The sequence below is a fragment of the Viridibacillus soli genome (assembly GCF_016612995.1).
Classification (GTDB): domain Bacteria; phylum Bacillota; class Bacilli; order Bacillales_A; family Planococcaceae; genus Viridibacillus; species Viridibacillus soli.
In genome coordinates this window covers 26,407-46,473 of sequence record NZ_JAEOAH010000013.1, presented here as the reverse complement: position 1 = coordinate 46,473, position 20,067 = coordinate 26,407, and the positions used below count along the sequence as shown (strand labels likewise).

At 33.6% G+C, this 20,067-nt stretch carries 20 protein-coding genes and 2 pseudogenes; 6 read left to right on the top strand and 16 right to left on the bottom strand.

Annotated features, from left to right (window positions below; all coding sequences use genetic code 11):
- The first annotated feature begins 23 nt into the window (after nt 1-23).
- Nucleotides 24-857, top strand: a complete 834-nt coding sequence (locus JFL43_RS10835; RefSeq protein ID WP_200749078.1) for a hypothetical protein — start codon at nt 24-26, stop codon at nt 855-857.
- Nucleotides 858-881: 24 nt separating this feature from the next.
- Nucleotides 882-1,097: a hypothetical protein gene (locus tag JFL43_RS10830; protein WP_200749077.1), complete on the top strand. Its 216-nt coding sequence runs from the start codon at nt 882-884 to the stop codon at nt 1,095-1,097.
- Between the two features lie 168 nt (nt 1,098-1,265).
- Here the strand turns inward: JFL43_RS10830 and JFL43_RS10825 are convergent, their stop codons facing one another.
- The 12 genes from JFL43_RS10825 to JFL43_RS22560 form a co-directional block, all read right to left on the bottom strand.
- Complete coding sequence (locus JFL43_RS10825) at nt 1,266-2,063, bottom strand: N-acetylmuramoyl-L-alanine amidase (RefSeq protein WP_200749076.1); 798 nt, start codon at nt 2,061-2,063, stop codon at nt 1,266-1,268.
- A 1-nt stretch (nt 2,064) separates the two neighbouring features.
- Complete coding sequence (locus JFL43_RS10820) at nt 2,065-2,466, bottom strand: phage holin family protein (RefSeq protein WP_200749075.1); 402 nt, start codon at nt 2,464-2,466, stop codon at nt 2,065-2,067.
- A gap of 114 nt (nt 2,467-2,580) precedes the next feature.
- Complete coding sequence (locus JFL43_RS10815; protein WP_200749074.1) at nt 2,581-2,880, bottom strand: hypothetical protein; 300 nt, start codon at nt 2,878-2,880, stop codon at nt 2,581-2,583.
- Between the two features lie 141 nt (nt 2,881-3,021).
- Entirely contained in the window at nt 3,022-3,738 is a 717-nt protein-coding gene (locus tag JFL43_RS10810; RefSeq protein WP_200749073.1) for a DUF4145 domain-containing protein, read from the bottom strand.
- Nucleotides 3,739-3,832: 94 nt separating this feature from the next.
- Complete coding sequence (locus JFL43_RS10805) at nt 3,833-5,017, bottom strand: siphovirus ReqiPepy6 Gp37-like family protein (protein ID WP_200749072.1); 1,185 nt, start codon at nt 5,015-5,017, stop codon at nt 3,833-3,835.
- 34 nt (nt 5,018-5,051) lie between these two features.
- Nucleotides 5,052-5,276, bottom strand: coding sequence for a hypothetical protein (locus JFL43_RS10800; RefSeq protein ID WP_200749071.1), 225 nt, complete (start codon nt 5,274-5,276; stop codon nt 5,052-5,054).
- Nucleotides 5,273-6,592: a phage tail protein gene (locus JFL43_RS10795; protein WP_200749070.1), complete on the bottom strand. Its 1,320-nt coding sequence runs from the start codon at nt 6,590-6,592 to the stop codon at nt 5,273-5,275. Before JFL43_RS10795 ends, JFL43_RS10800 begins: the two co-directional genes overlap by 4 nt.
- Before the next feature lie 622 nt (nt 6,593-7,214).
- Nucleotides 7,215-8,318, bottom strand: a complete 1,104-nt coding sequence (locus JFL43_RS10790; RefSeq protein ID WP_200749069.1) for an acyl-CoA dehydrogenase family protein — start codon at nt 8,316-8,318, stop codon at nt 7,215-7,217.
- Nucleotides 8,319-8,323: 5 nt separating this feature from the next.
- A complete protein-coding gene (locus JFL43_RS10785; RefSeq protein ID WP_200749068.1) occupies nt 8,324-8,797 on the bottom strand; it encodes an SRPBCC family protein in 474 nt (157 codons plus the stop codon).
- A 20-nt stretch (nt 8,798-8,817) separates the two neighbouring features.
- A complete protein-coding gene (locus tag JFL43_RS10780) occupies nt 8,818-10,065 on the bottom strand; it encodes an aspartate aminotransferase family protein (RefSeq protein ID WP_200749067.1) in 1,248 nt (415 codons plus the stop codon).
- A gap of 893 nt (nt 10,066-10,958) precedes the next feature.
- Nucleotides 10,959-11,975 carry an SDR family oxidoreductase gene (locus JFL43_RS10775; RefSeq protein ID WP_200749066.1) on the bottom strand — a complete coding sequence of 339 codons (1,017 nt, stop codon included), beginning with the start codon at nt 11,973-11,975 and terminating at the stop codon, nt 10,959-10,961.
- A gap of 66 nt (nt 11,976-12,041) precedes the next feature.
- The gene (locus JFL43_RS22560; RefSeq protein WP_325166666.1) at nt 12,042-12,149 is read right to left on the bottom strand and encodes a DUF5367 family protein; all 108 of its coding nucleotides are present in this window, start codon (nt 12,147-12,149) and stop codon (nt 12,042-12,044) included.
- 2,335 nt (nt 12,150-14,484) lie between these two features.
- Between JFL43_RS22560 and JFL43_RS10765 the strand changes: the two are divergent.
- Nucleotides 14,485-15,132 (top strand): annotated as a pseudogene (locus JFL43_RS10765) (HAD family hydrolase).
- A gap of 61 nt (nt 15,133-15,193) precedes the next feature.
- Here JFL43_RS10765 and JFL43_RS10760 read toward each other — a convergent pair.
- Entirely contained in the window at nt 15,194-15,823 is a 630-nt protein-coding gene (locus tag JFL43_RS10760; RefSeq protein WP_200749065.1) for a DUF2306 domain-containing protein, read from the bottom strand.
- A 153-nt stretch (nt 15,824-15,976) separates the two neighbouring features.
- Nucleotides 15,977-16,204 carry a hypothetical protein gene (locus JFL43_RS10755; protein ID WP_200749064.1) on the bottom strand — a complete coding sequence of 76 codons (228 nt, stop codon included), beginning with the start codon at nt 16,202-16,204 and terminating at the stop codon, nt 15,977-15,979.
- A gap of 307 nt (nt 16,205-16,511) precedes the next feature.
- On the opposite strand from JFL43_RS10755, the pseudogene JFL43_RS10750 reads away from it, so the two are divergent.
- The 3 genes and pseudogenes from JFL43_RS10750 to JFL43_RS10740 all read left to right on the top strand — a co-directional run.
- A pseudogene (locus JFL43_RS10750) lies at nt 16,512-17,024 on the top strand (transposase); the annotation flags it as partial.
- Nucleotides 17,025-17,444: 420 nt separating this feature from the next.
- Entirely contained in the window at nt 17,445-18,224 is a 780-nt protein-coding gene (locus tag JFL43_RS10745) for an SDR family NAD(P)-dependent oxidoreductase (protein WP_200749063.1), read from the top strand.
- Nucleotides 18,225-18,331: 107 nt separating this feature from the next.
- Nucleotides 18,332-18,904, top strand: coding sequence for a TetR/AcrR family transcriptional regulator (locus tag JFL43_RS10740; protein WP_200749062.1), 573 nt, complete (start codon nt 18,332-18,334; stop codon nt 18,902-18,904).
- Here the strand turns inward: JFL43_RS10740 and JFL43_RS10735 are convergent, their stop codons facing one another.
- Nucleotides 18,905-19,336 carry a hypothetical protein gene (locus tag JFL43_RS10735; RefSeq protein WP_200749061.1) on the bottom strand — a complete coding sequence of 144 codons (432 nt, stop codon included), beginning with the start codon at nt 19,334-19,336 and terminating at the stop codon, nt 18,905-18,907. It abuts the gene before it with no gap.
- On the bottom strand, nt 19,330-19,749 hold the full coding sequence (locus tag JFL43_RS10730) for a hypothetical protein (RefSeq protein ID WP_200749060.1): 420 nt from the start codon (nt 19,747-19,749) through the stop codon (nt 19,330-19,332). Before JFL43_RS10730 ends, JFL43_RS10735 begins: the two co-directional genes overlap by 7 nt.
- Nucleotides 19,750-20,067: the final 318 nt, after the last annotated feature.

The window sequence follows — 20,067 nt, the reverse complement described above, 5'->3', positions numbered from 1 at the left end:
GAAAATATTAGGAGGGTTAAAAAATGAGGAAAGGTAAATTTTTCACTGCATTTCTAATTGTTATATTCAGCTTATTATCATTTAATATTCTTGGGGCGAGTGCTGCAGAAAATGACGGACTAACAGAAGAACAAATGGCTCACATGAGACAATTAGGTTTTATTGAGGAAATTATTTCAAAAATGACGATTGACGAATACAAAGAATTTGAAAATGCAATACCTACGGAACCTTTCAAGCAAGAAACTACAGTCTATAAAATCACTTCTGATTCCAGAGGTATTACTGAAGTTAATGCTTATAGTGAAGAAGTAGCTGAGCAGTTAATTAAAGAAGAGGAAGTCGAGGAATCACTAATTAAACCGTTTACTTATGATAACAATGAAAATAGTTGGTTATCAATGACTACAACCAGTACAAAGTTAGGTAGCGGAAAAACTATGTTACACAATAACTTTTTTTGGATGACACAACCTGATATTCGCTTAGTAGATATGGTAGGATTAACTTACAATAGCAACGTAGTAATCGATCCTTCTACTATCAAATTTTCTTATAAGTATAGTGATAAATCTGGTAATACGCACAGCAAATCATATAAAAGCATAGATCGTAATGTAAATGGTATTGCTGTTCTTTATGATATCATCGTAAAAGGTTATGATCATAACGGTTATGTTTCTGTAGAAGTGTCAAAGGCCAACTCAAAAGATATTTCTGCGAACGCATTTGGTCACTATACTCATACGATTTTTAGTTTTAATATGGCAGTTTCAATTAGATCCCAAGACATTGCTTTAGGCTTAACAACAGCTGAAAAGAAAATGACTAATACTGCTATCAAATTTAATTTCTAACATTTTTTATAGGGGGAAAAATGAATGATTATTGACGTCATTATTGCCGCATCATTTATATTAAATCCTCTCTGCGCTTTGCTATTTAGTTTAAATCTATGTTTTCTAATTATCAAAGTTTCTAAAAATCAATATGAGCATATTAAAGGGAATATAATATTAATTTGTATTTCTAGTTCGTATATTATTTTTAGTTTGACATGGTTGTTTGCTGCTTTAGAAAACAGTTTAGCTTTGTAAAAAAAGATTGATTAAAATCATCTCACCTCAATAGATTTCTTAGAGGTGAGATGATTTTTTATTAGATATTTATGTTGATATCACTATAAAGCTTGTGAAGAAACATTGCATGAGAGCATTCGAGAAATCGTTTTACGTGTTACGGTCCAACTCGAATTGTCTCACAGACTACACTTTTTCTACATATTCCTTTTTCGCTGTGATGTACAGACCGCTCTTTGTCTTTAAACGATACGCATTACTAGTCTTAACAATATCGACAATTGTATACTTCTCATTTACTTTTAATGCCTGTACCTTTTTTGATTTACCGAATACTACTCCGTTATATGCTAAACAAGCTTTTTTTATGCGGTATAAGCCTGTACCCTTTTTGTAGTACCCTTCATTATTATTTGTGGACGGCTTGCTCACTGGTTTTGATACAGTCGTCACTTTCACCCCTAAATGATCTGCAACCGCATCCGCAATTGCTTCACAGATTGAATCAAAGCTCTCTTTATAAATTCGTACATCTTCCACAGATGATACAAAGAAAGGTTCCAACAATACAGCTTGTTTTTTTGTACAGCGTAAAAATGCTAATTCTTTACGTTCCTTAGCACCTCTATTTTTAAAGCCTGTAGCCACACATATTGCATCTGTAATTTTTTTGGCCAAACCAACTGCATCGTAATAGAGAGTTTCACAGCCAATACCTTCTGTTTTTCGAACAGTTGAATTAAGATGGAATGATAAATCTAAATCACGTTCCTTAGAATTGTGGAAGGCAACAATTCGGTCAAGGTTAGTGCTCTGATTTTTTGAAACCATATCATAAAACTCATGGACTGCAATACCTTTCGCTCTCAATAGCTTAGCTACTTGTTTTGCGATTTTCCACGCTTCCGTTACTTCGTCCACAATATCTTTTGCTCCTGTACATGGTCCGTAATGGCCACCGCTGATTGCTACTGTTTTTGTCATATTAATTTTCTTTCCCTTCTGTTTTAGATTTCACCATTGATAACAAATCGGATACAAACGGAGGCATTGGCGCGCCCATTTTTACACCATTTTCTGTGATACTAATAAATTCGATAGCAATATAAGCGATCGCAATACCATCACCCACATGTTCAGAGCCAAACAAAATACTTTCGACCAAGTAAACAGCCGCAATAAGTAATAAAATGTATAGTTTGCGAGCAAAACCTGTTGTGCCGATTCGGCTATTTAGTTGCTTATTTACAAATGCGGCAATCAAACCTGTAGCATAATCAAGCGCCATGACTGCTAATAAAATACTCACTGCCATTCCCACCCCATCGACTAGATATGAGACTAAAAATCCAACTGTACCTGTAATTCCTGCAATCCATTTTTCCATTCTTACACCTCTTTTTCTGCATAATAAAAACGCACCCTATATGTGGATGCGTTAAAAATCTGTATATAAAAAGCACACCCGATTTGGATGCGCTTAAATATTTACCTTTAATTTTTAATCAAAAGCATAAAACTCACATTTCCATTCATGAAGCATATACATATCTACTGTTTGTTTCAGATATTTAATATCATCAGATTCAATAGAAAGAGGATCTAAATATACAAAACATTCATTACGTTCGTAATCAATAAATACACTACTTACTTCTACTTCCTCATCTCTTTCAAACGCTGTCGAATAGATAAAGTCTCCTTTGCGTGGAATAACATCTGATTCAAAGGTTTTTGTGACTGATCTTGAATTAACAGCATTATCAAATAAAATTATTAATCTAGATATTGTAATTTCCAACCGTATCCCTCCTCTCTATCTACTAAATTTCGACAAAGAGTGAGAGTTTACCTTTAATAAATTTCTGTGCTTTTTGACAATAAAAATAACTGCATAATAAAAACGCACCCTGTATGTGGATGCGTTGAAAATTTGTATATACTAAACTAAAGAATACTTTTCTAAATCAAATATATTATGAAGAACATTTTCAATAATCTCTAAACCCGATTTAACCGCTGTTCTTCTCGGGACTTTTAACTCATGGGCTGTTATATTTCCAAATAATCTAATTTGATGTAGAATTTCAGATTGTTTATTTGTTATTACTCCAGCTGTTTGTAAACCATTAATTTTCCCTTCTAGATTTGCTCGTGTTGTCTCATTTCCTTGTTTATCTCGAACCTTTTCTCCATGTTCATTTAATGTAAAACCTTCTTTTACATCTAATTCTTTACACACACCTTCCACTATCATTCTCAATCCTACAGCGCATAATAAATAATGCCTTGAATTATAAGAAGAGACTACTTGGTTATATAAATCATTAATCAAACTAGGAACTTTTTCGAATTCTTTTATTTCACGTCTAATTTCTTTATATTCTGATAGTTTTGCAGGTTCTTCAGGATATACGGACTTTTCAGTATAATATACCCAGTCACCATCCTCATCATAATCCAGCATAGTCTCGTCCCCATATTCTCTTAGAAATGCAATTGTGTCGCATCCGAGACATTGAATAATATAAAAATGCTCTTCAAATTGGAATTCTTCATCATCGCCATCTACAGAATGTTTAATTAGATATCCATGATTTGTCTTTTGTTCACATGCCTTACAATAAATTTTCTCGTCAATTTTCTCTTGTATCGCCATAATATCACTCTCCTTCACCTTCTATATTTCGACAGAAGGGAGGCTTTTCCTGCTTATTTTAACAATAAAAATAACGCTAGCCGATTGACTTCATTTACCTTCTAACCTCACCACTTATCTGCCCCAACTCCTGCTTAATCTTTTTAATCAAAGTAGGACGATTATTTCCGAATGTACCTTCAAGTTGGAATCCAGCAGGCTCATAAACTTCTTTGACCTCTGTAATCCGTGCATCCAACGTCACTCCCCATTCTTTATTTTGATTGGTAACGATATCACCTAGATCATAATCTATCCCATACTTAAATGGGCTGTTAGTCAGTATCTGGCCTTCTAGATAATGCTCTTGTAAAAACTCCTCCATCTGTTGCTGCCCACGATTTGTTAAATCAGCAATAATTTCTTTTTCTGGTCGTGGTACTTTTTCGGTAGTCTTATTCCCTTCTAGGTCAGTGACTTCCACATCATCTTCTTCTGGTATGTCCCTTGCATCGATAAATACTTCATGACGGTTTAATCCTGCATCTGTACCAAGCTCTATGACACGTCTATCAACACCTTCACCTTGTCCTGCAACATAAGCGATATTCTTATAGTTCAATTCACTTTCTGTATAATGTAATGATTTCAGTGATTCAAACTGTGGACTGAAAATGACAGGCGGTAGAATACTTTGTCCGGCTATTAAATTTCTACCTTCCATCACATCAAATACAAATTTCTTGCTGTGGATGTCCAAAGAAACATCCCACCCTAAACCTGTTGTTAATGAGATAGCCGCCTCTTCTTCAGCTAAATTTTTATAGCGAGAGGACCAAGAAACTGATGGACCACGATTCAAGTTTGGTGCAATTACTAATTGTGGCATCGTCCGTCTACCATCCACGGGATTGACAATGTTCTGATTAACATAATGCTTCATTACCGTTTCAGCATTGCTTTGCTTGTTATCATAACCAGTGTGTGGAGGTGGGACAGTAATCCTTTGTGCAATAACAGACTTCAAAGACCATCCTTTAATAAGCCAGTTTTCCGTGATTTTACCGCCTTGGTCTAATTCAATTTCTCGATGCTTAATCATAAAAACCTTATTAAAATCGTTTCCGACTAAAATAAGGTTTCCTCTTTGTAATTTATCTGCATCTTTTTTATATCGATTCATACGGATTTCGATTTCACCTATGGTATGCCATCGACGGATGAAAAACATGGATTCGTAGTTGTCGATTTCAGCTAGGATATCGATGGATTCTGATAGAATTCTGATTGGCTTTTTCATTTCATCACCTTAATTTTTGACATAAAAAATACGCTTATTCAGCGTTATGTTTTGATACTTGGTGTTCAATTGTCGTAATCATTTCATCCTCTTTAGCCGCGAAAGGTAACTCACTTGCCATAAAACGGAACTGACTTTCATTTCCTTCTACAATAGCAACAATACGTCTAGCATAGTAATGATCTTCCACTGCTCTTGTTGGTTGTCCGATAACCGGATTTTTAAATTGTAATTTTGATTCTTTTAATGTGATATTCATTGCATTACCTCCTCAAATTCTGTTACTTCTGTTAGTTCCTCCACCTCGAAAACGTTCGTTTCACCCAACCAAGATTCACCTATTTCTCTCTCTACACCTTTAACATACCAATCTTGGACGTTATCATCATTCCGAGTGCCGATGATAAGAACCTTATATAATCCTATTTTTTCACATGTTACTTTCAAAATATCTCCCTCAACAACACCGAAAGCTCTACCAAAATGTAAATGAGGATTAACCCAGACATCAACGTTAGCATTTAAATGTTCGAAGTAATCGGGTAACTGCAATTCTACAACCTGCCCATCTTCTCTTGCTTCTACTGTATAACGATAAAGCGTATCGCCTGTTGTTGGCGATTCTACCGCACCATGTCTAATTACATGAGTATGTTTTTTATCTGGATGCGGATGTGGAATTTCAAAGTTTTTAGTTCCTGATACTGATAGAGACCCTGGTATTTTCCATTTTGTAGTGGAAAAATCAGAAGATGACCCTCCCAGAACACCTTCATTAATGTTCAAGGCAATTGCGTTAGTGCCTAGCGCAACAGTTGCAAAAGCACCGGTTGTAGCTCCTGCACCTATCGCTACCCTCTGACCAAATGCATCACCCACTGCGGATGCACCTTGACCTAGCAATACATTCATATTGATTAATTTATCATTCACAGTTTTCAGAGCATTTGGAGTCGATGCTTCGTTAGTGCTTGTACTTGATACAGTATCATTTAATTTGACCACGCCTTTTCGAGTTGTTGATGCGTCTACAAGTTCGTTATTAACTTTACCAACTAAGTTTGCTAATTCGTCATTATCAAAGTTAGGTAATATCCTACTACCCGCCCATGGACAAATAATATTTGTACCACGTTCACTCGTAACATTATTAGAAGCTATATAAGTTTGACCACCAATTAATTTTACTTGTGCAACAGAAATTTCATAAACGTTTGGTGTTTGAGTTAAAACAGGAGCGACAGGTGAAGCACTAGCTACACCCTTTTTAACAAATGATTTTACGTGACGTGCTTCTGTACTCAAATCTAATCGAATAACAACACGATCAATACGACTTTTCCCGACTACCTCAGTATCATGCGTAAGATTTAACACACTGTCATTTGCATAATAACGCCCTTCCAAAAATGCTATACCTGTAGACAATTTCGACATCATGCTTGAGCCGTCCACACTTACGACCAACTGATTGCCTGCACCTTTCATAACGCCAGTTGTAACTAATGTAGCAAAATAATCCGTAAACTCTTGTGCGTTATACTCCCTGTCAAATACTCCGTTCGCATCTTCCACTGGGTCAAATATAAACTTTATTTAGAACATCATTTTGATACACGGAGGGAACAGTTTACAACTCCAATTCATCAATAGGATTACTATCATCTTTTTTAACGCTAGTAACACCTTTTGATTTATTAAGTATCATAATTTGCTTCTGAATATCCAGTAGTAATTTAATTGCTATTTCATCGCCCTATTTTTTATTGTCTTTATTAAAGGCTTCTAAACGGCTTTCATAATTCTGTCTGATCCGCTCATTCTCCGCATGCATTTCAGTGACTTTATCATTGTACTTGTCATTTTGGTCCTGTAACTTCGCCTGATACGTTCGTTCTGCTTCTACCAGGGCCTTCTCGCGCTCCTGCATGATTTAGAGTTCACGCGTATAGTTCAGCTGGGCGCTTTCTAACGTTGTTTCTAATTCACGAATACGCTCATGGGCTTGCTGCAGAATAAAATAATGACACAGAAAACTCCCCCTTAAGATAAATCAGATTTTTATTTTTTATCTGTCTACCTTAAGGGGGAGCATCAATATTATATTGTTTCTAATACTTAAAGGTGCTGTTCAATTAGACACCTTCCACGCAGAAATGTTTATTGTAAAAAAACTCTTAAAAATACTCGATTTAGCTTAAAACACTTTCTGGTGAATATTTAAAAAGTTATCCATTATTTGGAAAGACTCTTGTTTTGCTGGTGGATGAGAATGAAGTAACTGACAGACTAATAATTGATAAGATATCTCTTTATTCATTATAAATTGCATTCCACCTAAAAGTCTTGTTGCATCAGAAGCAACACCCTTAATAATATCTTCAATGCCTTTACGTACAAAAATTACTTCTGACAACACATTTTCAGTATAATTCATGCTAAACTTGTGTGCTAAACCTTCAATTGCATTCATCGCTGTCTCAATCAGTGATACCATGTTCCTTATTTCATAGGGAGGCAAATTTCCTTTTGAAATTACTTTCTCAATTAATGAGGAACAAACTCCAATATATGATGTAGAAACTATTAATTCAAACCATATTAATCCTCTTACAATTGAAGGATTCAATTCTTCTTCATTACCTGCAACAAACATAGACTCTTTTGGTACTTTTACATCTGTTAATACAATTTCTTCAGACTCACTACCCTTTAATATCCAATGTTTCCAAAAATCTCTCACTTCGATTCCCTGACTATCTTTAGGAATTGTGAAAACACCAAGTCTTCCATCAGGTAGCTTTACACTACCTGTTAAAATATCCATTGATTTCGATAAAGTACACGGTTTTTTTGTACCGTTAACAATATAATACTCTCCTACGTCTTCAGCACTTACTGAAGGAGAAAAAGTATTGTTTGTATTTCCTTCCGCAAAACTAGAAGATAATAATAATTTTTCTTCAACTATTAATTTTAATACACTATCTAAGTCCCCATTTGATTGAACAATTTCTACTAAAGATGCAACTGAAAAATGGTGCATTGTATATGCTATTGCTAGCGATGGAGATCTTGTTGCTATTGCTCTTTGAATAGATAGACTTTCAATAATATTGGCTCCAAGACCACCATATTCTTTTGGAATCAACAAAGAAGTGCCATTTATGTTTCTAAACTTATTTATGAGTATTTCCGTTTCTTCTTCACGTTTTTCAAAAGTGAAAGATGTTAAATAATCATCAAAACCCGGGAAATATTTTTCTAATACCGCACGTTCTTTTGCTAGAAATTGTGTCATTAAATCTACTCCTTCAAGGCTAATGTCTGTATATTAATACTCCTAAAATGAATATTATCAAAGAGCCCTTTTAATATTTCTTGTATTGTATGTGCAAGAATATCACCTGCAATTGGATCCAGTATATCTTCTAATAAAGACATGCCCAAATCATATTCTGCTTCAAATGTTATTATCGAATCATCCTGTTCCTGTGACACACTCCAAATCCCAATAAATTTATCTATATCACCTTCGTATTTTTCAAAATTAATTCTTAACGCAGCCCTGTCAAAAGAATCTTTTTCTTTCCAGCACAGAACTCCATTTTCAAAATCTACTTCCCACTTCGATATACTTGAATTATCGTTAATTACTTCTACTGATATATCTCGTATCACATCTATAAAGTCAGAATACTTACTGAAGTCTGAAATTTTAAGATAAGTTTCTAGTGCCTTTGTCTCTGGTATACAAGATGTAATAATAATTTTCCCCATTATATAACTCCTTCGTATAATTATATTCTCACTCTGGTATTCGCAATTTGGTTCACTACTTCTTTGATAGAATTTTCTATATAAACTATTTGTTCATCCTCTAAAATAGCAGGTGGTGTAATACGAACGACTTTATTAGAATTCAAAGAATTTGATACTATGATCTTTTTCTTCAAAAGCCCCATCATAAATCTCCCAGATAGCCCACTATCTTTAAATTCGAATCCCCATAGTAATCCTCTGCCTCGTATATCGGTAAGTACGACTTTATTTTCTTCAAGAACTTCTTCAAAGATTTTTTGAAATCTTTCTCCTATTATTTTTGCTTTTAAAATAAGGCCTTCTTCTTGAATCACACTAATCGTTTCTTGTACAGCTACCATTGCCAAAGCATTCCCCGAATATGTAGAGGTATGAAGCAAAGGATTTTTATTCAATTGCTCAAATGTTTTCTTATTTGCCAAAACGGCAGAAACGGGCATAATTCCACCGCTTAATATTTTTCCTGTTAGCAACATATCAGGGATAACCCCCTCTTGGTTTATCCCCCACCAATCACCTAATCTACCCAGACCCGTTTGTATTTCATCAATTATTAATAATGCTTCATATTTATCACATAATTCTCTAACACCTAGTAAGTAACCTTGTGGCGGTATATTTACCCCACCTTCAGCTTGGATAGGTTCCAATATGACAACTGCATTTGCCTGATGGTTTTTTAATGTTGCTTCAAGGTCTTCCAACGATCCATATGTAACATGATAAACATTTGGTAAGAGTGGTTTAAAAGGTTCTTGAAACTCTTTTCTACCGGTCGCACTAAGTGCTCCAAGTGTTTTCCCATGAAAACCTTGTTTTGTAGAGATTATTGTACTTCGATTATTAAGTCTTGCTATTTTCAATCCTGCTTCAACTGCTTCTGTTCCTGAATTTAAAAACAGCACGTAATCCAAACTCTCGGGAGTAATTTCTACTAATGCCTTAGCAGCTTTACCTATTTCTGGATTTATTAATAGCTTATTTGTTAGTGAATCCTTATCTAGTTGTTGCTTTATTCTTTCAATAATACGGGGATGAGAATGACCTAATAAAAAGACACCGTATCCTCCACAATCTAAATACCTCTCTCCAGTCTCGTCATACACATAAGGTCCATTGGACTTAACTTGTAAGGGTACTTGCATTAGTTCAGACAATTTTGCAAAACCACTACTCACATGATCCCGATACATATTTATTACAACTTCTCTCTCAATTTCACCCATAAGATTCTCCCTTAATAAATGTTATTTTAACAACGGTTTGACCCTTTTTTAAGTGACAAATAAATAATCTACCACGAATTCCGTAAATTAGTTTTTAATTGTTCTATTATTTAAAATTCCAAGAATCAGATTCACTATAGATACTATCAATAACAATTAATTGACCTTTAAATTCCATATAATCAATATTAGATCCCTTTGATGTTAATGACAAAGTACTATTCCCATGTTTCTTAACATCAATCTCATATTTTCTACCGTTACGTCTATTTACAAGGAAGGTTCTGGAAGTTGTCGATATTTGGAATAAAAATACTTGTTATAGTATCACCTTCTCAGTGTTATTTTCTTGTTTTTAGGCAATGAAAGGTTCTACTTAGGCCACTTCAGCGAGACGATAAAAGTCATTCACCGCTTGAACCTGATATAAACTGAATACCTTTTTTACATAATGCATGGAATCTTTAGCTATGTTCTCTAAATATCCCATGTAATGTGGTCATTTCAAGCGCCGTTTAGTTTTTTTCAAAGCCTTTAAAGCTCCCCCAATAATCATCCAGTTATATTCGATTAGTTCAATACCGACGAGGATTTTGCTTTTTCGCATATTCTACGTACAGCCAGAATTAATAAAATACTTTAAAGCTTACACTTAATTACTTAAAAAAGTTTAGTTTTTAAACTGCGCGCCCTTATTCATCAATTTTGACTTACTTTTTTCGATAACAATGCATATGACCACTGTATTTTAATGACTTAATTAATATATTGATTAGTATTATATTGAATAAACCGAGTTCTTCTTTATGAGAATCTGTCAATTTGACATTGATAAAAATGCATCATACAAGATTTTTTTTGAGACTCTCTAAATCCTTTAAACAGGTATACTCCTATACAGAAGCTTTTAATAATTCATTTTCTAAAATATTCTTTACATTACTATATATAACATCCTTTACATCTGGATGTTCTTCTATCCCAATGGTATTTCTCAGAAGTTCCATTGAACTAGGTAAAGAGCCACTAATATTTATGTACTTAAACATATACAATGCAACTTTTATTTCTCTTCGATATTGCATGGGTAGTTTTGGTAAAAATACTGGTTTAATTAATCGGTCAAATACCTCACCAGAAACTATTTTCGGTATTGTAAGCGCCTCGCCTGTAATTTCTATACCTGAATGTATAATATTACTGACTACTTCCTCCAATTTCGGTGCATTATTTCCCAGTGTCACAAAAAATTCGCCTTCTATATTATTACTTCTTATTAAATGAGAAATAACATCTGCAACATAATCTTGAGATACTATGTCTATTTTTGCATCAGCATCACCAGGTATAATAGGTATTCGATCTTGTAATAATAATTTGGCAATAAAGTGAAACCCTTGTTGATTAGCAATTTCTCCAGTTTTAGAATCACCTAAAATAATTGAAGGTCGGATTACTGTTAGAGGGACATCACTGTCACTCAAGTATCTTTCAGCTTCTATTTTTGAATCCTCATAACCGTTGCCCGTAGTAATATAAGAATCCTCTTGATTGAAATTGTGAACATATGCAGTGCTAACATGATACAAAGGTACTTTTGCATCTTTTGCTAGTTGTAAAATATTCAATGTCCCAGTTACATTTGTAGTGCAAACTTTTTCATATGACATATTAAAATTTGTAAGTGCAGCCATATGAACGACCAGATCTATTTTTTTGCACAATTCTGAATAATCTTCATTATTTAACCCTAATTGTGGTAAACGTATATCTCCGATAATCGTATTAACATTATTTTTTTTTAGAGGAGTATTGTGAACTAAACAATGTAAATTAAAATCATGTAGTTTCTCAATAACAGAGGTTCCAAGTACCCCACTTCCCCCAGTAATAAATATATTATTATACAAGACAAACCCTCCTATTTTTTTATTATAGAATCCAGTAAAGAGAATTAATGGATATGCCCACATTAATCATGATGGGAAAAATCTATCTGTTTTGACAGACAAATTTACAAAAACTTGATCAAAATAGATTAATACAACGGAGTCTATTAGCATTCCAGGAAGAGCTATAAACACAGCGGCTTTTATTCTAACCTCATTCTCTTGAATTTTTTTAAACTTCTAAATTGGGAATGTAAGAACTAGAATCAACGGAACTACAAAAATATAAGACGATACAATTAATAACGTGTCATCAGGAATAAAAAAACTCGACCTAAAAACCTAAAAATAAGGCTTGCACCTAACCACATAAGGAATCCCCATAATAAGAAGAATGGTATTTTAATACTTCCCTATAAAAACTGATATGTCAACGGGTTGAATTTTTTCTTTAAGTAGCAAAGAAATTCATATAGTATTTTTCGATTTCTTTAATCCTTTGTAATTCATATGGTATTCGAAAAAGGTACAATCTTTTGGATTGTAGAAGAACGTTTCAATGTACGGATTTTCTGTGATTATAAAAAGCACTATAATATCCAAAAGTAACATCATTTTGGTGCTCGATAATGATCTTAATCATCATTCAAAGCATATTTATCCGTTTTTACAGAGACCAGCAGAGTGACTTATGTCTCCTCATAGCCTAAATTTAAAAACTATTAAAGGGCTAGGTAAATGGCTAAATCCTCGCATTATCTACAAGGTGTTTTATCCGTCATTTCAATGTTTTCAAAAGCGTGTCCACGTGTTTATACAAGTTTTAATTGAAAGCACGGAAAAATGATCAATCGAATACTTTTAGCGTATGCATCTTTAGTTCTTTCTTAATATTTTTGTATAGGTGAGGTGAGGTGAGGTCTAATCACTTTTTCACCCCCTTCCTAGTTAGTCCCTAACTATCTCAAACATCAATATAACATTTAATTATTAATATGTAAATCTGTGTTATTTTTACTTTTAAAATTACTATTTTGGAATTTTAAAGTTGTTAAAGTTAGTCTAGAGATTGTATTTGAAGTAGTTTTCTAAAAAACCATCCAGCAATACATTTACATAAAAACCTCTTTTATCAATAACTTTCTCGCACTTTAATAACCTATCTATCTGGGCTCATTTATATTTAGTTATGGGATTATTAAGTACCTTGCTTAGTAAAGATAACAGGCGTGTTGATTAACCAAAATTATACAGTATCAACTTGATTCATTTCACGGTGAAATGCGAGTATTTCTTTCAACCCAATTCGCCATTCAAGCGATAGGTCATCACAAAGAAACAGGCGTGTAAAACCTGCGAAAGATAAGCGTTTGACGTTGTTTTTCTTGTGCCCCTGTGTGTGAAGAAATTTCAGTAATACATAGGCAAACAAGGCCGAAAAAAGCTTATTAAATACCGCATTTTTAGTCGTGCCAAATAGCACTGGCACATTTAAATTTTGCTTGATTTAGCGAAAGAAGGATTCAATTGCCCAACGAGATTTGTCCATGTTCGCGATTATTTCGGCTGTCGTCTCCATTAAACTAGTCACGACGCGAATTTCTTTGCCATCGTGGTCGGTAAATTGAACGATACGGTGGCGCTTTTTTGTTTGTTTTTATTTTGTTCCTAGAACACAAGTGAAATCTGCTGTAACGTTTGAATTCATGGTACGACTGACTTTGAGTGAATTTTTTCGATTTAATTACATATTTACTTTGATACGTAACACAAAATCTTGGCCATCCATTTTGTAACGATCCACTTTATCAATTGAAAAGTAGGCTCTATTGTATTATTCAAGATAAATTTGGCTCTTACGCACTTTTGGTGTATGTCTAAAGAAATAAATCGTTATTTCAGAAAAATATCAATACCGGAATAGTACTCTTTTCTCTAATAAAGCCACGCTGACACGACCGTATAAACGGCGTTTTTCTGTTTTTAATCGGTTGACATGCCCTTCCACAAAGTCGTTATTATAAGGGTGGAATGGTAACATTTTTGGACAACTTTTTTAAGGTGGATAAGTGGCTCTCTTAAAGTATAGTGGGCGCATAAGTTGCTTGACATGGATCCTCTATGGGCATGATTCGTTGCGCCAAGAAGCCAGCTAAAGCCAAACGAGGCTATCATGCCCATTGCTCCATATAAAGCTCTTCTTCGTCGAAGGGCTTAGTAATTGCTCCGTACTCTCTATAAAGACCGTCCAACTAAGTGTAGCCTATCCAAAATGAAGATTCGTCAGTGATGGGATCTAGTGTCACAGGAACAATTGTTAGTTTGGTAGTTGGCATAAAGAAGCACCCCCTTTAATTGATACGTTTATCGTACCGGAGGTGCCTGGTTGTTTAAATGCGTTATTTGATTACGGGCTTACATTTCTCTGGCTGACCTTATAATACGAACGGGGCAGTGGTTAGTTCAACAAGGAATTTGGATTAAGTATTACGAAATAGATAATTATGTAATTGTTAGGGAGTGGGGAAAAGTGATTAATGCAGTGATTTTTGATTTAGATGGACTTTATTAAATAGAGATGCTTCACTACAAAAATTTATTGATGGACAATATGAAAGATTAAATAAATGGGTAGGACATATACCAAAAGAGAAATATACATCAAGGTTCATAGAATTAGATTGTCGAGGTTATGTTTGGAAAAATAAAGTATATCAACAATTGGTCGGCAAATTTGATATTACAGGGAGGATTTACTTCAGGCTTACATAAGCCAATTTAAGAATAGTTGCGTCCCGTTTCCAAATCTTATTAGCATGTTAGAAAAATTACTAAGTAACAATCTTGTTCTAGAAATGATTACAAATGGAAAGGGCCGTTTAAGTTAGATATTATAAGGGCTTTAGGTATTAAAAAGTATTTTGAAACGATTTTAGTATCTGAATGGGAAGGAATTAAAAAACCTGACACTCAAATGTTTAATAGAGCCTTGGAGCAACTGAATGTTTTGCCTAATGCAAGTATATTTATTGGTGACCACCCAAAAAATGATGTGAAAGCTGCTCAAAATGTAGGGATGAAAGGAATTTGGGGTAGCGTCAGGAAAATGCGGATTTACAGCGATAAGCATATTTTCAAGACGATTACCCCGATTTTAACAACGTTAAGGAATTCTTAATGGTCTTAAAGAATCTAAAGAGATCTTTTTCTCCAAATTAAAATGTCAAAAAGGCTCGTAATTATTTAATATCATATAAGTATTTTTTTCTAATCACAATTTCTGCTATTGCTAAATTGAAAATCCAGCAAAGCCATACAGCAATCGTATATGAAAGACCATAGGAAATATCTAATCCATTATGTATAATTGCGACAATGATATAAAGAAACATATTGGCAAAGGATAGAAAGAAACTTCGGGTGATCCATTGACTATGCCGTAAGAGATCTTTTCTTTTTATATATATAAAACCGAATATTGTTGTTATAAGCCATAGTGTATTTAAGATAAGAAACCCTATTGTATTTGGCCAGCCACCTGTCGCAAAGAACGAAACGTATAAACCGGGAATAAAGTTTAACACAATAGATAAAATATAGACTCGACCATTCCAACGATGAAATGTTAAAGATTTCAAACGTAATCGCTTAATTATTCCGAGGGGTCCTGTAAGGAGTGCAATTATCGCAAGAATAATATGAACTCGTATCATCAATACCCATAGCATTTGATTAGAAAGACGTTCATCTTTTTTTGATAGGAATCCCTGAAAACTTGGATCAACTACAAAATTCTTTGTTAGTGTATGCACTACCCACATTACTGAAATAATTGATAAAATCGTAATTAGGAATTTGCGTTGCTTCATATATCTATCCTCCTCAGTTTTATAAAAGTATAGTAGGATTAGTCATTATAATGGGTGCAAAGAGTATGCAAGCGAATAATGCCCAACTATACAACTTAAAACTTTAAAATTCTTCTTCAAAAAATCCTCTGGTTTTTCTGAATCCTTTATTGTCTAAGTTTTTTTAAAATCATGCCCATAAATCAAATTGGGACCATCACCATACATATCTCCAGCTCCACCCGGAACTAAAATAAAACCTTCAGCGTTCGGATCAATTACTCCTGTTGCTTCAAATTCTACGTTAACGCTAGTTTTGACTAGTCTTTTCCCTTCAGCTGTTACCAACTCTACTATTACATTTTTAGGTAAAAAAAATTGCTGCAGGTGCAAAAAAACCAAAAGTAATTGTATCCATTTAATCGAATCAATCAAATAAAACAATTTGAAATTTTATTATCAGACTGAACCATTATATACCTAGATTATTCATACCTCAACACAAAATCCCACAGGAAAGCTGACTTGTCGGCTTTCCTGTGGGATTCTCTTTTTCAATTAAAACTCGGCTTTCGCATGTGAAAATTAAACTTCTCCTATTTTACCAAAATCACTTTTTTAAAACCTAGATTATTCATCAATTAACACAGAATCCACTTCTGTTAAGGTTAAATCGACTAAGAACTAACCAATAGAAAGGATTCTTCTAATGAGTAGATTACCGCAAACGACGCTTCATTTCAATCGCCAACTGAAATTATCCAATGATGGCGGCGAATTATCTTCTGATACAGGACATTTTTTATTCCGTGAGTTTGATGAGAAAATCGGCTTCTCCCAAACGATTGCCAAATACCTTCATTTAAAAGATGAATGCTCTTTTTGTATTCATCCAAACGAACATCTACTTCGTCAAAAAATTTATCAATTAATCGCTGGCTATCACGAGGATGACGCAGCGGATCAACTTACACATGATCCCGTCTTCACACAAGTTCTTGGCACACCAGCGCTTGCCTCACAACCGTCATTATCGCGTTTCTTCAAACGTTTTGACGCACAGGCACTTGACCAGCTTCAAGCGGCCAATCAAGAACTGCTTGACCGGGTTCATCATGCCCGACAATCTGAAACGCTGATTTTTGATTTAGATTCGACGCATGCGGATACCTACGGCAATCAAGAAAGGTCTTCTTATAACGCGCATTACCGGACACTCGGCCGCAATCGTCGATGGCACACGCGAAATGTTTGTGCTTCGCGATGTCGATACCGATCACTAAAGTATTTTCAGAAACTTGATTAATTTTTTCATTCGTATTATCTTCATAAGATAGACCTCTCATGGATGCATTGAGTCAATAGCCTTGACACTCAAACATCATACGGGAGGACTTTTTTTATTTCAAGCCCTTGAAAATCCTTTTAACAGGAATGCTCTCTTTGCTAAATTCTAATGAATTAATAGAGGTACGCCCTTACGTTAATGGTTAAATATATAATTGTTTACAAAATAAGCATGTACTTTTTCTGGATGTGCGATATACTTAAATGTAATAAATTCCTAATTTTTTTCAAATGGGATTTTGGTTGTATGAATATTAATATATGGAGGAAAACTTATAAAAGAGAGGACTATAAAATGAAAAAGAAAACAGTTTTATTGACAGGAGCTAGTGAAGGGATAGGATTGGAACTAGCAAAAATATTTGCTGCAAATGGTGATAGATTGATTTTGATTGCTCGTAACCATATGAAATTAAATGAGGTGTTTCGAAATCTTAATCAACTAACGGAAGTAATTATTATTGAGAAAGATTTATCAAAAATTGGCGCGGCAAAGGAAATTTATGATGAAATAAAGTCTAAGGGAGAACAAATTGATATACTTGTTAATAATGCTGGGATGGGGTTACAAGGGTATTTTCACCAAATGTCAGAGCAAGAACAGCTACGTATGATTCAATTAAATATTATGACTTTAACTGAACTTACTCATTTATGCATTCAGGATATGCTTAATAGTGGATACGGTCGTGTTATGAATATAGCTTCTATTTCATCTTTTGTTGCGACTCCCAGTATGGCTGTCTATGGAGCAACTAAAGCTTATGTATTGTCTTTTTCAGAAGCATTAAATATAGAACTTCAGAACAAAGGAGATTTTTCTGTAACAGCTATTTGTCCTGGACCCACTAAAACAAACTTTTCAAAAAAAAATAATATGAATAATTTGGATAAAATAGCGAATATTATTGGTACTCGATCAGACAAGGTAGCAAAAATAGCTTATAAAACATTAATAAAGAAAAAAATAGTTAATATACCCGGTAAACGTTACAAAGCTGCTATTTTAGGTACAAAGTTATTACCAAGATATATGGTGCAATTTTTTATTGGCAAATTGATGCTAAATAAATAAGTTAGTATAAGGTTTGATAGGTAATTGAAAATTTGAATTCATCATAATAATTTCAGATAAAGTTAGTTATCTAAATAACTAACTTTATCTGAATCGGAGGTGTTTTAATGGCGAAACCAACGGGGAAATCAAAGCAGGAATTAATACAGGCGGCAATGCAATGTTTAGTAGATAAGGGAATTGCAAATTTTACATTGAAATTGGTCGCTTCATATGCTAGCGTTACACAAGGCACTATTTATTACCATTTCAGGACAAAAGAACAGGTTCTGTTAGAAATAATCAAATTCATTTGCGAGGATTCTTGGGGAAAATTACTTGCAAATGATCAATTCACAATTAGCGTTGCTCTTGAATCTGTAAAAAGTCGTTATGAAAACGATGTATTCTATCATAAATTATTAATTGCATTGGTTGTACTAGGATTTAATAATCGGTTAATAAAAGAACAACTTGGACAAGTTTTAACGAATGAAAATGATAGTTTGCTTATTGGTTTGAAAAAAATATGGAAATTATCACCAATTGAAGGTGTATCTTTAACTACATGGAGCATTTTTTTTAATGCATTGATTGATGGTATAGCAATACAGCTTATTACATGTGAAAAATTCCCATTAGATACTTTCTATAAAGAACTAGAAAAAATACTTAATACTATTCATCAATTAGATAATTAATCAGTAATGGAGGATATGATCTCGATACATATATCTATTTATTCCGATATTCTCCTTCTTATAATCATTGATTAGGCTAGGAGAGAAAACACCGTAATTAATATCATCTTTATTAATTTCTTCATATTTCCATTCTCTATATTTATATTTACCCCACATATTTACTAATAAATTTCTTTGATTTGCTAGGTCCGTAATTTCTCCAAAACTATCAATGTTATAAGGAGTAATGTTCTCATGGTCAAAATCTACTGCATTTTCAATAGAATTTTTCCCTTTAAAATACAAAAACCTAAATAAATTATCCGCTATTTCGATTAAGGACTCTTGTCTATCTGATTCAGAAATTTTGATACCTTTTACGTCATCAGCTTGTAATTTAGCTACTTCATATTCCATACCAGTTAAAAATTCCTTATCTTTTGTTACCATCTCTTGCGATAATCTATGTTGATCCTCAATATAAATGCAAAACATTTGCAACTGTTCAGAAAGGAATATTCAAAAAATGAATTCTTTTCTAACATCTCTAGGTTACTATTAATATTTTGATTAATAACTTTAATTACTTGAGTCAATTCAATGTAATCACTAGCATATTTTAAAATATCATCAATATCAACGCCTTTGCCCGTTAACTGCGCAAATCCAATCAACAATGCTCGACGAAGAGTATCAAATTTCTCATTAGAAAAAGATATTGCGATAGGTTCAGGCAAACTATTACTTAAGAGTAAACTTTTTTTGAAAGTATTTGGGTTTTGTATAAATAAGTTGACTAGAATTGCAGCTGCTTCGTCCACATTAGATTGGCTTAGAGCATTTTTTAAATTCTTTAAATCCATTTTTATCTTCTCCATAGTGTGTTAAAAAAGAAATGTAATATCCGATTAAACTCTATTGAATATTAAATACCTCTTTCATTATCCTCTTGAAATTCATATGATTCATATCTACAATCACGTATTCTCCATTATTACCTCGATTCGACTTCAACCTTGCAAACAAAAATTGATTAGTCAATTTAATTGCTTTAATCGCATTTCTAACGGTACGTTCCGATACTTTAATATCGGTATTATCGTGAATGGATTTAATCAAATCTGACGTACTAAAACTACAAACGCCGTTGTAAACATTGTTCCAATGTATAATCTGCTCCA

Bases quoted from the DNA above. Each gene is read 5' to 3' on its own strand.
- JFL43_RS10835 (WP_200749078.1), top strand. From the start codon at position 24: ATGAGGAAAGGTAAATTTTTCACTGCATTTCTAATTGTTATATTCAGC.
- JFL43_RS10830 (WP_200749077.1), top strand. From the start codon at position 882: ATGATTATTGACGTCATTATTGCCGCATCATTTATATTAAATCCTCTC.
- JFL43_RS10825 (WP_200749076.1), bottom strand. From the start codon at position 2,063: ATGACAAAAACAGTAGCAATCAGCGGTGGCCATTACGGACCATGTACA.
- JFL43_RS10820 (WP_200749075.1), bottom strand. From the start codon at position 2,466: ATGGAAAAATGGATTGCAGGAATTACAGGTACAGTTGGATTTTTAGTC.
- JFL43_RS10810 (WP_200749073.1), bottom strand. From the start codon at position 3,738: ATGGCGATACAAGAGAAAATTGACGAGAAAATTTATTGTAAGGCATGT.
- JFL43_RS10805 (WP_200749072.1), bottom strand. From the start codon at position 5,017: ATGAAAAAGCCAATCAGAATTCTATCAGAATCCATCGATATCCTAGCT.
- JFL43_RS10800 (WP_200749071.1), bottom strand. From the start codon at position 5,276: ATGAATATCACATTAAAAGAATCAAAATTACAATTTAAAAATCCGGTT.
- JFL43_RS10790 (WP_200749069.1), bottom strand. From the start codon at position 8,318: ATGACACAATTTCTAGCAAAAGAACGTGCGGTATTAGAAAAATATTTC.
- JFL43_RS10785 (WP_200749068.1), bottom strand. From the start codon at position 8,797: ATGGGGAAAATTATTATTACATCTTGTATACCAGAGACAAAGGCACTA.
- JFL43_RS10780 (WP_200749067.1), bottom strand. From the start codon at position 10,065: ATGGGTGAAATTGAGAGAGAAGTTGTAATAAATATGTATCGGGATCAT.
- JFL43_RS10760 (WP_200749065.1), bottom strand. From the start codon at position 15,823: ATGAAGCAACGCAAATTCCTAATTACGATTTTATCAATTATTTCAGTA.
- JFL43_RS10745 (WP_200749063.1), top strand. From the start codon at position 17,445: ATGAAAAAGAAAACAGTTTTATTGACAGGAGCTAGTGAAGGGATAGGA.
- JFL43_RS10740 (WP_200749062.1), top strand. From the start codon at position 18,332: ATGGCGAAACCAACGGGGAAATCAAAGCAGGAATTAATACAGGCGGCA.
- JFL43_RS10735 (WP_200749061.1), bottom strand. From the start codon at position 19,336: ATGGTAACAAAAGATAAGGAATTTTTAACTGGTATGGAATATGAAGTA.
- JFL43_RS10730 (WP_200749060.1), bottom strand. From the start codon at position 19,749: ATGGATTTAAAGAATTTAAAAAATGCTCTAAGCCAATCTAATGTGGAC.